General features: G+C 43.6%; 15 protein-coding genes and 2 pseudogenes. 9 read left to right on the top strand and 8 right to left on the bottom strand.

Translation table 11 applies throughout. The features are described 5' to 3' along the window. Nucleotides 1-806: 806 nt before the first annotated feature. Nucleotides 807-1,061, top strand: a complete 255-nt coding sequence (locus tag F6K49_RS28485) for a hypothetical protein (protein WP_293101998.1) — start codon at nt 807-809, stop codon at nt 1,059-1,061. A gap of 103 nt (nt 1,062-1,164) precedes the next feature. Here the strand turns inward: F6K49_RS28485 and F6K49_RS28480 are convergent, their stop codons facing one another. Beyond that, entirely contained in the window at nt 1,165-1,317 is a 153-nt protein-coding gene (locus F6K49_RS28480) for a hypothetical protein (protein ID WP_293023150.1), read from the bottom strand. Between the two features lie 100 nt (nt 1,318-1,417). Between F6K49_RS28480 and F6K49_RS28475 the strand changes: the two are divergent. The 6 genes and pseudogenes from F6K49_RS28475 to F6K49_RS28450 form a co-directional block, all read left to right on the top strand. After that, nucleotides 1,418-1,543, top strand: a pseudogene (locus F6K49_RS28475) (Uma2 family endonuclease); the annotation flags it as partial. A gap of 202 nt (nt 1,544-1,745) precedes the next feature. Further along, on the top strand, nt 1,746-2,666 hold the full coding sequence (locus F6K49_RS28470) for a hypothetical protein (RefSeq protein ID WP_293101995.1): 921 nt from the start codon (nt 1,746-1,748) through the stop codon (nt 2,664-2,666). A 126-nt stretch (nt 2,667-2,792) separates the two neighbouring features. Beyond that, a complete protein-coding gene (locus tag F6K49_RS28465) occupies nt 2,793-3,923 on the top strand; it encodes a caspase family protein (protein WP_293101992.1) in 1,131 nt (376 codons plus the stop codon). A gap of 91 nt (nt 3,924-4,014) precedes the next feature. Continuing rightward, the gene (locus tag F6K49_RS28460; RefSeq protein WP_293101989.1) at nt 4,015-4,140 is read left to right on the top strand and encodes a hypothetical protein; all 126 of its coding nucleotides are present in this window, start codon (nt 4,015-4,017) and stop codon (nt 4,138-4,140) included. A 31-nt stretch (nt 4,141-4,171) separates the two neighbouring features. Continuing rightward, on the top strand, nt 4,172-4,906 hold the full coding sequence (locus F6K49_RS28455) for a hypothetical protein (protein ID WP_293101984.1): 735 nt from the start codon (nt 4,172-4,174) through the stop codon (nt 4,904-4,906). Between the two features lie 193 nt (nt 4,907-5,099). Then, nucleotides 5,100-5,672: a Uma2 family endonuclease gene (locus F6K49_RS28450; protein ID WP_293023161.1), complete on the top strand. Its 573-nt coding sequence runs from the start codon at nt 5,100-5,102 to the stop codon at nt 5,670-5,672. A gap of 14 nt (nt 5,673-5,686) precedes the next feature. On the opposite strand, the gene F6K49_RS28445 is transcribed toward F6K49_RS28450, so the two are convergent. From F6K49_RS28445 to F6K49_RS28435, 3 genes are all read right to left on the bottom strand, one after another. Continuing rightward, on the bottom strand, nt 5,687-6,367 hold the full coding sequence (locus F6K49_RS28445) for a Uma2 family endonuclease (protein ID WP_293101980.1): 681 nt from the start codon (nt 6,365-6,367) through the stop codon (nt 5,687-5,689). Nucleotides 6,368-6,612: 245 nt separating this feature from the next. Next, complete coding sequence (locus F6K49_RS28440; protein WP_293101977.1) at nt 6,613-7,467, bottom strand: Uma2 family endonuclease; 855 nt, start codon at nt 7,465-7,467, stop codon at nt 6,613-6,615. Between the two features lie 98 nt (nt 7,468-7,565). Further along, the gene (locus F6K49_RS28435) at nt 7,566-7,796 is read right to left on the bottom strand and encodes a hypothetical protein (protein ID WP_293101974.1); all 231 of its coding nucleotides are present in this window, start codon (nt 7,794-7,796) and stop codon (nt 7,566-7,568) included. Nucleotides 7,797-8,014: 218 nt separating this feature from the next. On the opposite strand from F6K49_RS28435, the gene F6K49_RS28430 reads away from it, so the two are divergent. Continuing rightward, nucleotides 8,015-8,587 (top strand): Uma2 family endonuclease, encoded by a 573-nt coding sequence (locus F6K49_RS28430; protein WP_293047888.1) that lies wholly within the window; start codon nt 8,015-8,017, stop codon nt 8,585-8,587. 342 nt (nt 8,588-8,929) lie between these two features. On the opposite strand, the gene F6K49_RS28425 is transcribed toward F6K49_RS28430, so the two are convergent. Beyond that, nucleotides 8,930-9,082 carry a hypothetical protein gene (locus F6K49_RS28425; protein ID WP_198954250.1) on the bottom strand — a complete coding sequence of 51 codons (153 nt, stop codon included), beginning with the start codon at nt 9,080-9,082 and terminating at the stop codon, nt 8,930-8,932. A 51-nt stretch (nt 9,083-9,133) separates the two neighbouring features. On the opposite strand from F6K49_RS28425, the gene F6K49_RS28420 reads away from it, so the two are divergent. After that, nucleotides 9,134-10,969 (top strand): aspartate kinase, encoded by a 1,836-nt coding sequence (locus F6K49_RS28420; protein WP_293101968.1) that lies wholly within the window; start codon nt 9,134-9,136, stop codon nt 10,967-10,969. Nucleotides 10,970-11,110: 141 nt separating this feature from the next. Here F6K49_RS28420 and F6K49_RS28415 read toward each other — a convergent pair whose 3' ends face one another. The 3 genes and pseudogenes from F6K49_RS28415 to F6K49_RS28405 all read right to left on the bottom strand — a co-directional run. Next, nucleotides 11,111-11,251, bottom strand: a complete 141-nt coding sequence (locus F6K49_RS28415) for a hypothetical protein (RefSeq protein ID WP_293101965.1) — start codon at nt 11,249-11,251, stop codon at nt 11,111-11,113. A 22-nt stretch (nt 11,252-11,273) separates the two neighbouring features. Further along, nucleotides 11,274-11,858, bottom strand: a complete 585-nt coding sequence (locus tag F6K49_RS28410) for a biopolymer transporter ExbD (protein WP_293101961.1) — start codon at nt 11,856-11,858, stop codon at nt 11,274-11,276. A 45-nt stretch (nt 11,859-11,903) separates the two neighbouring features. After that, nucleotides 11,904-12,512: pseudogene (locus F6K49_RS28405) on the bottom strand (MotA/TolQ/ExbB proton channel family protein); the annotation flags it as partial. Nucleotides 12,513-12,544: the final 32 nt, after the last annotated feature.

Below are 12,544 nucleotides of genomic sequence, written 5' to 3'. Positions count from 1 at the left end.
TTTGGCAAAAGGCTTTTCCTATACAAACTGAGCGAGAACGTGGGACGTCAAGTTTTTTGATCACACTAATCATATCAAGTTACTTTTGTCAAGTTTTTTGTAAAGAAATATGTTTATAAAGCATAGCTTAATAAGGGGGACTTTGAGGTGGAAAAGCGTACCTCATAACTGCGAGAAACGCTATCTAGCAATTCTATATCCCATAAGGTACCTATTATCCCCCGTTTCCCTTAATAAGGGGGACTTTGAGGTGGAAAAGCGTACCTCATAACTGCGAGAAACGCTATCTAGCAATTGTATATCCCATAAGGTACCTATTATCCCCCGTTGGTCTCCCTTAATAAGGGGGACTTTGAGGTGGAAAAGCGTACCTGATAACTGCGAGAAACGCTATCTAGCAATTGTATATCCCATAAGGTACCTATTATCCCCCGTTTCCCTTAATAAGGGGGACTTTGAGGTGGAAAAGCGTACCTGATAACTGCGAGAAACGCTATCTAGCAATTGTATATCCCATAAGGTACCTATTATCCCCCTAAATCCCCCTTAATAAGGGGGACTTTGAGGTGGAAAAGCGTACCTGATAACTGCGAGAAAAGAGTAGCTTTTTCGAGACGTTCAATAGAGCGTCTCGAATTTTTAGGGCTTACGAATTTGCCCCCTAAATCCCCCAATTCTGGGGGACTTTAACTCAACTTTGCGGTGGGCGAAATTTGCTGTAAAAAAAAATTTCTAAAAACCCTTGACAAATAAAAACATAATCGTTATTATTATCAAATAGCAACAACAAGCAAAAGGTGACCATTATGGATTCCGAATTTCGCCCAAACCCAGAGACTAATCCCGAGGATATAACTCCTAGTAATAATCCTCAAGAATCCTTTCCAAAAAAATACCCGGTTCAGCATATTTTGAAGGGGTCTCGCAAGGCCATAATCAACACCATGCATACTCTCCATGTAGTGGGTTATGCCGAAATCTCCGAGTGGACTCCTCTGCAGCCGACGGGACTTCCTGGAGAATTTATTACGATGATGACCAAGTACCTAACTCTGGGTTAAGCTATTAACTTGCTGGGGGGCAAAGCCCCCTGGCAAAACCATCGGGTTTGCTCCCATGGGAGCATGTCTGGAATGGTGTGAAATCTGAATTCATAAGGTTTACCTAGCCGTAGATAGTATTTCTGCGGCTATTTTTTTTGTTAGGGAGTAGGGAGTAGGGAGTAGGGAGTAGGGAGTAGGGAGTAGGGAGTAGGGAGTAGGGAGTAGGGAGTAGGGAGTAGGGAGTAGGGAGTAGGGAGTAGTAGGAAGGAGGCATTTTATATTTGTAAAAATGAAGGAAATTTTTACAATTGTGGGGCGGGTGTACGGGTAGTGTGGGGATTTTTGTGGCAATTTTTCCCTAATTGTGAAAGTGAGATGCACCCTGGATACCCTTAGAACACTGGAATAATTTAACTCCTGAACAACAATAAAAATTTCTGCCCCTTTGTCCTAATTTTGTGATTGAGTTACGTTCTCCCAGTGATATCATGTTGAGATAAACAGTTATCAAAAAACATAGCTTCCTTCTGGTAGGTTATCTTCCTCTTCATCCCCTGCTCCCTGCTCCCTGCTCCTTGCTCCCTGCTCCTTGTTCCCTGTTACCTTTGCTAAATAATTCTTTACCTAATTATTAACCCTTTGTTACAACCAGATATTATTAAATTGCTATAATATCAAAAATATTATAATTACGATAAAAAGGTGCCAAGCGATAAACCGTTGACTTCCTTAACGGATTTAAAGGTTATTGGGGAATACGATGATCCAGAGCTAATTGTATCTAAACTGGAGCAGATGAAGGACCCTGAATTTTTGGAGCAACCAGATGTTAGGGAAAAAGGGGTTGAAGATATCTTGAATATCTTCAACTCAGTTCAAAACCCGCCTTGGTCTCACGCCACCCATCAATTTGGCTATATTGCTCCACCTCCGCCTGGTTCTACAGAAGTCCAAGTCATTCAACATCCGAGTGCCATAAAGGCGGATCCAACGTTAAAAAATAGTAGGCTAAATATTCGCCTTGATCGCCTGCGAATTCATAAGTATCCAGGGGGCGGTCTTCACAATGTTTTGGTTTCATTTGCTGCTCGCAATCAAGTGGCGGATGCTCAGGAGTTCGTTAGTTTTAGCCAAACTTATCGGGTGCCAGAAGGACAATCAGCAGGAATCGCAGGCTATCCTGTGTTCATTGGTTTGAATGTCGGTGCTCAGGGGATTGCCTTTGAATGCTCTACAGTAAATGTTAAAAATGAAGCGGATCAAGCGGTGTTATCTGCCTTAGAGTCTTCACCTTTTCAAACCGGTTTAGAACTATTAACTACTGCTCAACCTGCGATCGCACCTTTCACAACTCTCACCTTAGGATTAGTCAAAGCCTTCGCTAAACGTAATGAAAATGTACCGGTGCAGAAGTTTTATCTAGGGCTAGACTTTGAGGATGCGGCGATGGGAATTCGTCTGGCGGAAGGTAATTATATTGCCGTTCAAGTTCCCGATGAGACCACTATTGACTGGAACAAGTGGATTTATAAACCAGAATTAGGCCAGATCCTTCACAAAGCTGATGGCTCATCCCTGGAATACAATTACTTGGTTTTTCGGGTTAGTCGTTATGTGGATTAGGGAAAGTAAGCATTCAGCTATCAGTGGGTTACCCTATCGCTAACCCAACCTACTGCTCCCGACTCTCGACTCCCGACTCCCGACTCCCGACTCCCTGCTCCCTTACATGAAAAAGGATTAAATAAGATGCCCCAACAATTTAATCATGGCTATGCTTTGCTGATTGGTGTAGGAGAATCTAGATATTCGCGCTTATCTCTACCTGTAACAGTTAACGATACTCAAGCCATTTATGCGGCGCTTATTGATCCGGAATTATGTGCTTATCCAGATAATAACGACCATATTCGAGTATTAAATAACAAAGAAGCAACACGAGACAATATTCTAGAGGGGTTGCAATGGTTACAGGAGTCAGCAAAAGCTGATCCAGAAGCTACAATCTTCGTCTACTACTCAGGCCATGGTTTGTTGAATAAAGAGGACAATCGTTACTACTTATTACAACACGATATTAAACTTACTAAACTGGCTGCTTCCGCATTATCCGCTGAAGTTTTCACCGAAGCTCTGCGACAAATTCCAGCAGAACGTTTATTAGTGGTAATTGATAGTTGTCATGCAGCAGGAATGGCAACTTCCAAAGATCCAGAGGAAATCATCCGTGAAGTAGAAAAGGTAGATATAGAGCTGGCTGATGAATTCGAGGATTTCCAGCGGGTTTCTCCTTCCAAGGGATTCGTCGAGCAACTGAAACAAGGAAAAGGACGAGTTGTGTTCACTTCTTCCAGGGGTGAAGAAAAGTCTTGGATACATCCAGATGGACTGTATAGCATTTACACCAATCATTTTCTGGAAGCGTTACAGGGTGCTGCCAATAAACCAGGTGATACAGACGTGAAAGTTTCTAACGTGATGAATCATCTTAGTAAAGTTGTTCCTGAAAGCGTTCGTAAGTTTTATCAAAAACAGCAAACCCCTAATTTTGATATGGCCACAGAAGATTTTGTAATTGCTAAACTTAAAGGTGGTAAAGGTTTTAAGGGATGGCAGGAGGAGGAATCTGAAGCTGAGGAGAAGATTAAAGAGCTTGCTTCTGTAGAGATTAAAGCAGCAGGTGATGGTGCAGTTGCCGCACAAAATTCTACAGTTATAGCTGGAGCGGATGTTATTGGCGAGGGTATTGTATTTGGCAATCAAAACACTGTTGAGAACAAGACTATGAATCAAACTCCTAATGATAGTTATACAAAATATAACATCAATATCAACAAAGGCGAAAATATTAAAATTGGTGACCAATCTGAGGATAATTAATTACAATGTCAGAGGGCGTTGCTGAATTAAGGAATGAATAGAAGTAGAGTGGGCATCCTGCCCGCCCGAAAATAAGCATGAAACTGGCAAGATGCCAGTTCCACCCAAAATGCCCATTCCAGGTAACTGGCAAGATGCCAGTTCCACCCAAGATGCCCATTCTACCAGATGGTCAAATGACCATAAAGACCTAATAATAAACATTTGGGCAATGTAGATTTTATCAATGTAGTCAATAGTAACCTAAAATGCCAGTTGATAACCCTAGTGATATTATAAAGCGCATTCAATCAGGTAACTGGAATGAATCTGATCTAGAATCTTTGCGTCAATTGCTCCAGAGTAATGATAACGACACCCTACAACAACTGAGTAAATTCAATATTTCTATTGATGAAGGTAAAGACATTCATATAGGCGATCGCAATTATTTTAATTGGAGCGATGAAGCTATTCAAGCGGTTGTGGAAGTAGTGCAACAGGGTAAAGGGGTTGCCGTTTTTAATCCCACAGGGAAAGTTACCATCTACAACTACAACAACAACTTTAGGGAGGAGCAATCTACACCTGAACTTACACGATTAGTTACCAAACTTAACAATGCCCGGCTGCAAGGTGAAGAAGGCGATCGCAAAACAGGAAGCTTTTATACTTATAACATTTGGTTAGAGGATGTATCTCTGGAAAATTCCCACGATTCTACTGAAGATAATTGCCATATACAACAGTATACCATCACCGGAAAATGGAACTCAAAAGTTTACAAAGAAATAAATGCCTTCGGTTTACGAGTTGATACACCTTGGGGACACAATAAAACCCCCCATGGACAGTTCACGGTTAAAGTTGAAATACTCAATGGACGAGTTACCCAAATTAAACCTGATGTAGCTCGATATAATGATAGTGCAAATAACTACGCAGCTGACAAAGCAAAAAAATTAATTAAGTCAGAAATAAGTGGGGTTTTGCGAGTTTTTTAATTCTATGAAACCCTAGATCGAGATAGATTAATCCATCAGCTGACGGCTGAATGCCTACATCAAAAAAGCTTCCGCAAAAACCAACAAACTTTATATCCTTTTTTATAATTATAAAATACACTTAGGTTTCTTCTCCCGACTCCCGACTCCCGACTCCCGACTCCCGACTCCCGACTCCCTTTCCTAAACAATCATGACTTCCTTAACCCTTGATTTCCAATCAATTAACCTTACCGACGAGCAATTTTTCCAGCTTTGTCAAGACAACCATGATTTAAAATTTGAACGCAATGCTAATGGAGATTTAATTATTATGTCACCTACTGGCGGCAGCACAGGAAACCGTAATCTAGAAATAGGCTACCAACTTCAAGGCTGGAGCCGTCAAAACAAGTTGGGAATTGCTTTCGATTCTTCCACTGGTTTTAAACTCCCCAATGGTGCCGACCGTTCTCCGGATGCATCTTGGATACCATTACAAAGCTGGAATAGTTTAACTCCTCAACAGCAAGAGAAATTTTTGCCCCTATGTCCTGACTTTGTGATTGAATTACGTTCTCCTAGTGATACCTTAACAGCAATTCGAAAAAAAATGGAAGAATACCGAGACAATGGCACTCGTTTAGGTTGGTTGATTAATCGCAAAGAGCGACAAGTCGAAATTTATCGACCAGGTAGAGAGGTGGAAGTTTTAGAGTCTCCCACTCGTTTATCGGGAGAAGAAGTTTTGCCTGGTTTTGTGCTGTATCTTGACCTAATTTGGTGAAGGTTTCTAAGCAGTCAAAGCTCAAAATCCTCTGGATCTATCCCTTTCGCTTTCAATTGTTCCAGCAATGATTGCATACGACTTCTTTCTTGATCTAGAGCTTTCTCCGCTTGCTCTTTGAGTTCAACAATTTCCAAATAGCTCGCAAACCGCTCACCATTAGGATAATACAGTACCAATTCTGACTCTACTAACTCAAAGGTAATTCCTAAACGGGGACTAACCCAAGCATGCATCTGGGGGATTGGTTCTAAGGTTTCTCCTGAACGCAACCAGCCTTTTAGTGTTGTCCGATTTGGATCATAGATATAGTACTCTTCTACTTTATGGTTTTGGTAAAACTTGAGTTTATCCTCTTCTAATTCTTTGATAGTGTTTGTGTGTGAGGCTATTTCAAAAACTACCTGGGGATTAATGTTATCTTCAACCCAAGTTTTGTAAGAACGCCGATGCCCTTTCGGTCTACCGATCACCACCATCACATCGGGTGCTTGGTTAATTTTTGGTTGTCCTTCTACTGGATACCACAACAAATCCCCTGCTACAAACACATTGGGGTCATCTTTAAATTTAAGGTCTAGGCCAGACTTAATGGTAGTAATTAGTTCAAATTGAAGGGTATTGTCCGCCAAAGGTTTGCCGTCACTTTCGGGATAAAAAATGTCATCGGTAGTTGGTTGGATCTGCTGAACCATTGTTAAACTTTTACCTGAGCTGATAATGAAGAATAGGGAATCGGGAATCGGTAATCGGGAATCGGGAAAATGGAGCAACTCGTTCCAAGTTATTGATCATAAACTCAGTGCATCTCCTACCTTTTGGTGGTGCGTTACGGGGCTACTGGCTACGACCTTGAATATCATGGCAATCCCTGCCCTAACGCACCCTACACCTGACTACACCTGACTTCTGACTTCTAACTTCTGACTTGCGCGTAGCGCTATACTTGATCAGGATCGACTCCCATAGCTCGTAAACGAGCAGCCAGTTGTTCAGCTCGTTGTTGAGCTTGGGTAGCTTCTTGTTGAGCTTGGGTAGCTTCTTGTTGAGCTTGAGCTGCTTCTTGTTGAGCTTGAGCGGCTTGTTGTTGAGCTTGGATAGCTTCTTGTTGAGCTTGAGCTGCTTCTTGTTGAGCTTGAGCTGCTTCTTGTTGAGCTTGGGCTGCTATTTCTTCAGCAGTAGGTAGCACAATTCCCTCTAAAGTAGCCCAACGTAACCAAGTAGTATCAACATTATTTTTATAGACCCCTTGCCAACGGACTAAGGCTAATCCTAACCTTTCGCTAATTAGTCGTCCTTGTTCATCTTCAGTTAAAGGCTGATAGACGCCATTGTCCAACCTAAATCCGGCAAAATCCTCTGGATTAAATGGGTCATACCAAAAATATTCTGGTACTCTGACTTGGTCTTGGTAAACTAATTTTTTAGTAGTTTTATCTGTGTTGGCTGTACTGTCAGAAATTAGCTCAATAATCACATCAGGTGCTTTACCTTCTTCCCAAACTACCCAACTTAGTCGTTCGGCTTTGGGAACTCCAAGCACTACAAATACATCCGGACCTCGAAAATCTTGATTCTTAATTTGTTCTGTACTGAAATAAAGAAACATATTACCCCCAAAATAGCCATCCTCCCGCTGGGCTAACCAAGGGTATAACGGGTCAGTCAGCAATTCCATCTGAAGTTTATGTCGTTCCGTTTCCATGGGAATACCGTCATCACAAGGAAGTTCATATTGAGTTGGCGGTATAGGAGGAGTATTAGGCACAACAGCAGAGGTCATAGTTTTAGACATAGTGGTGGTATTTCCTACTCAAATTTAACGCCTATCGCTAAGGTATCGTTGAAACTCGCCAAAAAACCCAGCCGTTGGTTCTGTCTTTTTTGACCAAACTATGGTATTGGAGTTGCTACACTATAGCGGTTTTCAATTTGGTGAGGTACAACTTTTAGGGAACAGGGAACAGGGAACAGGGAACAGGGAGCAGGGAGCAGGGAGCAGGGAGCAGGGAGCAGGGAGCAGGGAGTAGGAAGCAGAGGGACTTTTGGCAACTTTACACAAGTTAATACTGTGAGGTTTATTTTTGTCCAGGTACCTACACTAGCTATTCTATTAGTAGTCAATTTTTAGAGGACAACATCGGAATAGTTTAGGGTCGCAAAGGTCAATCGCTAAAACAATTCTATAGCGTTAATTATAATTATAAAATACACTTAGGTTTCTACTCCCTACTCCCTACTCCCTACTCCCTACTCCCTACTCCCTACTCCCTACTCCCTACTCCCTACTCCCTACTCCCTACTCCCTACTCCCTACTCCCCACTCCCTTTCCTAAACAATCATGAGCACTTTAACCCTTGATCTCCAATCAATTAACCTTACCGACGAGCAATTTTTCCAGCTTTGTCAAGACAACGACGATTTAAAATTTGAACGCAATGCTAATGGAGATTTAATTATTATGTCACCTACTGGCGGCAGCACAGGAAACCGTAATCTAGAAATAGGCTACCAACTTCAAGCCTGGAGTCGTCAAAACAAGTTGGGAATTGCTTTCGATTCTTCCACTGGTTTTAAACTCCCCAATGGAGCAGACCGTTCTCCCGATGCTTCTTGGATACCCTTAGCACGCTGGAATAGTTTAACTCCTCAACAGCAAGAGAAATTTTTGCCCCTATGTCCTGACTTTGTGATTGAGTTACGTTCTCCTAGTGATCCCATAACAGCAATTCGAAAAAAAATGGAAGAATACCGAGACAATGGCACTCGTTTAGGTTGGTTGATTAATCGTAAAGAGCGACAATTGGAAATTTATCGACCAAGTAGAGATGTTGAAGTTTTAGAGTCTCCCAGTAGTTTATCGGGAGAAGAAGTTTTGCCTGGTTTTGTGTTGTATCTTGATTTAATTTGGTGAAGGTTTCTAAGCAGTCAGCGGTCAGCGGTCAGTAGTCAGCGGTCAGCGGTCAGCGGTCAGCTATCTTGCTTTAAACCTGTATGGTCTTTTTTTTTATGTCCAATAAAACTCCGGATATCTTTTGCATTTTGCCTCTTGCCTCTTGCATTTTTCGGCAATCGATGACTTGACAACCCAGATACAAAAGCTGATTGCTGAAAGCTGATTGCTGAAAGCTGAATGCTTCCCTAGAAACAAGAGACTGAAAAAATTTTTGTTTGTTGACAATTATTGATGATTTTGTTAACGTATCCAGGGAATTACGATGTAAGCAGTCAGTAGTCAGCGGTCAGCTTATTTTATTCAAAAGCACCGATAAGTAGCGTGGCGACAAGCCTTTGGCTGTGCCCGTAGCCCATCAGCTGATACCTGACGGCTAATAGCTGATAGCTGATAGCTGATAGCTGACGGCTGATAGCTGACGGCTGATAGCTGATAGCTTACATTACGATTCACTCAATCCTGGAAACGGGAGTAAAACAACGAAACAAATAGTGGAATAAGCTTATGGCGCTAGTTGTCCAAAAATACGGTGGTACCTCGGTGGGCTCTGTGGAACGCATACAAGCCGTTGCCCAGCGAATTCTCAAAACAGTCCAACAAGACAATTCCGTGGTAGTGGTGGTGTCCGCTATGGGTAAGACTACCGATGGTTTGGTACAACTAGCGAAAGCCATCTCCCCTGATCCCTCTCGTCGGGAAATGGATATGCTGCTATCCACCGGTGAGCAAGTCTCCATTGCTCTATTATCCATGGCCCTACAGGAATTAGGGCAACCAGCTATTTCCCTGACTGGCGCTCAAGTAGGTATTGTAACAGAAGCTAAACACAGTAGCGCTAGGATTCTGCAAATCGAAACCGAGCGGCTGGAGCGATGTTTAAACGACGGGAAAGTTGTCGTAGTTGCTGGTTTCCAGGGCATCACCAGCACTGATGAATTAGAAATCACTACCCTAGGTCGGGGTGGCTCTGATACTTCAGCCGTAGCCCTAGCCGCAGCACTGGGGGCATCTCGGTGTGAAATTTATACCGATGTACCGGGGATATTAACCACTGACCCCCGGATCGTACCGGATGCTCAACTGATGCCGGAAATTACCGCTGATGAAATGCTGGAATTAGCTAGCTTAGGGGCAAAAGTCCTCCATCCCCGTGCCGTAGAAATTGCTCGTAACTATGGCTTAACCTTAGTAGTCCTATCCAGCTGGAGCGATGAACCTGGCACTAGAGTAATTTCCCCAAGCTCTCCCCCCCGTTCCTTAGAGGGGTTAGAAATTGCTCGACCAGTGAATACCGTAGAATATGACACCGATCAGGCAAAAATAGCCCTATTACGAGTGCCCGATTCCCCTGGTGTAGCAGCACGGTTGTTTGGTGAAATTGCAGTTCAAGACCTAGATGTGGATTTAATTATCCAGTCCATTCACGAACAGAATACTAATGATATTGCCTTTACCGTCAATACCCCTATGATCAATCGAGCGGAAGCAGTAGCCGAAGCCATTGCTCCCGCCCTGCGTCGCCAAACCACCCCCGATACCCAAGAAGCAGAAGTAATGGTCGGTAGGGATATTGCTAAAGTCTCGATCACTGGAGCAGGGATGATTGGACGTCCTGGGGTTGCAGCTCAGATGTTCCAGGCTTTAGCCGATGCCGGTGTCAACATTGAGATGATTTCCACCTCCGAAATCAAAGTCAGCTGTGTGATTGATGCCCTCGAATGCGATCGCGCGATCGCGGCCTTGTGTAACTGTTTCGATATCAACAATACCCCCATTCATCTACCCATTGCTGATCAAGCAGCAGATAGTGACCACTCCAGCGAGATCACCCATCCCCCCGTTCGAGGTGTAGCCCTAGACATCAAGCAAGCCCGTCTAGCCATTCGTCAAATTCCCGATCGTCCAGGCATGGCAGCCAAGATATTTGGAACCTTGGCAGAGCACAATATTAGTATTGATATGATTATCCAGTCCCAACGCTGTCGAATCATTAATGGAATTGCCACCAGGGATCTTGCCTTCACAGTACCTCAAGCCGAAGCAGAAATGGCTCAGAAAGCCCTACAACAGATCGCACCAGTGATTGGGTGTAGTGAAATTCTCCTAGATGCGGATATTGCCAAAGTCAGTATTGTCGGTGCTGGCATGGTTGGGCAACCAGGCATCGCAGCACAGATGTTTGCTGCCCTAGCTTCGGAACAAATCAATATTCAAATGATTGCCACCTCAGAAATTAAGATTAGCTGCGTTGTTGCCCAAGACCAAGGAGTGCGAGCATTGCAAGCTATTCATAAAGCCTTTGGTCTTGCTGGAAGCCAAAAAATCGAGGTTCCAGCTTAAGAATCTAGAACAGCAAGAGTGTGGGGAGTTTAGGAAGATAGGGGAGTGTGGGGAGATAGGGGGATAGGGAGATAGGGAGATAGGGGGATAAACCAAAATTTCCTTAAAAATCAGCAAATTTAGTCATTAAAATCCGAAAAATTAGTCGGCTGGAATCAACTCAAGCGCACCTAAGCCGAAAATTCTCCCCATCTCCCCACTCTCCCCATCTCCCCATCTCCCCATCTCCCCATTTCCCCACTCTCCCCATCTCCCCATCTCCCCATCTCCCCATCTCCCCATCTCCCCACACTTACCAACAACCTTATTTATTTCCAGGCAAGAACTTTAATATGTCATTAAGAGCATCAGAGGAGTTGTTTCCAGGGGAGTTAAACTTAGGGACACCTGTTCCCGATGGCAGGGAAGGAATAAAGTCAATGGATTGACCTGAGGATCCCGGTAGAGTAGCTAGGGCTACGCGATCGCCTCCCACTTGTCGTAGCACATCCAATACCTGAACGACCTCGTTGTAACTAGCCTCCTTGGCAGCATAAAGAGCCATCAACCCATAAGGATTGGTTTGACGATATGCCTGCAGTTTCTTTTTGAACTGCTCTTGGGTTACCACTGGCTCCTGTTCAACGTAGAGTTGACCAAATTCATTAAGGCTAACCATTAAGATTTCCCGTCCTTGAGGCTTAGCAGTACTTGCCTTAGGCAAATCCACGCTCAGGGCTTGCTGGCGAGATAAAGTAACAGCTGCCAAAATGAAAAAGGTCAGAATACAAAAAATCACATCAATCAGGGGAACAATCTCAACCCGAACCTCTTCCGGCGAGCTATCCATTCGCAGTCTTAGAGGACGGACTGCCATGGGGGAAGGAGCTGAATCCTTTTTTTTCGTCATAAATTTTTCCTGTGACTAAGAGCTTTCTTCTTGTTGTAACCAATCTTGTCGATAAAGCAATTCCAACTCGCTTCCAGCTTTGCGGAACACTTTAACTTGGTTAAACCAAAAAGCCTGAAATAGTCGATAGAAAGCCAGACTGATAATCGCCACAATCAAACCGGTAGCTGTGCTAATCAGAGATTCTCCAATCCCCTGAGTCACCCCATCGGTGGAAGCTGTGCCAAGGTCACTAATGCGAATGGAACCCAATGAATTAATCAAGCCCAACACTGTACCAAGTAATCCCAACAGTGGTGCTAGAGCAATCACAGCTTCCAGGAGTTTGTCTCCCCGTCGCATAGCAGCTAATTCATCATCCGCAGCCGACTCTAGAGCCAGTCGGAATACTTCTGGGTCAGGATTATTCAGTCGTAAAGGAGCATACAAATATCTACCGATGGGTTGTCGGCGTGACTCTAGGGCAATCTGTCTAGCAACATGCCAGCTACCAGCTGCTGCCTCTAGAACACGATTAACAATTATGCCTTCCCTCAACGCTATAGTTGCCCAAAACCAGATCCGTTCAAAGATTGTACCCATAGTCAGGATCGATAGAGCCAACAGAGGCCACATGGCGATCCCACCTTTTGCAATAAGTTCGACAATATCCACGACTTGCCCTTACTTCCAAATAACTCAGTGGT

The organism is Moorena sp. SIO3I6 (genome assembly GCF_010672095.1).
Note: the sequence above shows the minus strand (reverse complement) of the source record. Positions and strands in the feature narration are given on the sequence as shown.

Excerpts from the sequence above, each read along its gene's own strand:
- F6K49_RS28455 (WP_293101984.1), top strand. The coding sequence starts at position 4,172 with ATGCCAGTTGATAACCCTAGTGATATTATAAAGCGCATTCAATCAGGT.
- F6K49_RS28480 (WP_293023150.1), bottom strand. The coding sequence starts at position 1,317 with ATGCCTCCTTCCTACTACTCCCTACTCCCTACTCCCTACTCCCTACTC.
- F6K49_RS28440 (WP_293101977.1), bottom strand. The coding sequence starts at position 7,467 with ATGTCTAAAACTATGACCTCTGCTGTTGTGCCTAATACTCCTCCTATA.
- F6K49_RS28485 (WP_293101998.1), top strand. The coding sequence starts at position 807 with ATGGATTCCGAATTTCGCCCAAACCCAGAGACTAATCCCGAGGATATA.
- F6K49_RS28450 (WP_293023161.1), top strand. The coding sequence starts at position 5,100 with ATGACTTCCTTAACCCTTGATTTCCAATCAATTAACCTTACCGACGAG.
- F6K49_RS28460 (WP_293101989.1), top strand. The coding sequence starts at position 4,015 with ATGCCAGTTCCACCCAAAATGCCCATTCCAGGTAACTGGCAAGATGCC.
- F6K49_RS28410 (WP_293101961.1), bottom strand. The coding sequence starts at position 11,858 with ATGACGAAAAAAAAGGATTCAGCTCCTTCCCCCATGGCAGTCCGTCCT.
- F6K49_RS28445 (WP_293101980.1), bottom strand. The coding sequence starts at position 6,367 with ATGGTTCAGCAGATCCAACCAACTACCGATGACATTTTTTATCCCGAA.
- F6K49_RS28415 (WP_293101965.1), bottom strand. The coding sequence starts at position 11,251 with ATGGGGAGATGGGGAGATGGGGAGATGGGGAGATGGGGAGAGTGGGGA.
- F6K49_RS28430 (WP_293047888.1), top strand. The coding sequence starts at position 8,015 with ATGAGCACTTTAACCCTTGATCTCCAATCAATTAACCTTACCGACGAG.
- F6K49_RS28420 (WP_293101968.1), top strand. The coding sequence starts at position 9,134 with ATGGCGCTAGTTGTCCAAAAATACGGTGGTACCTCGGTGGGCTCTGTG.
- F6K49_RS28465 (WP_293101992.1), top strand. The coding sequence starts at position 2,793 with ATGCCCCAACAATTTAATCATGGCTATGCTTTGCTGATTGGTGTAGGA.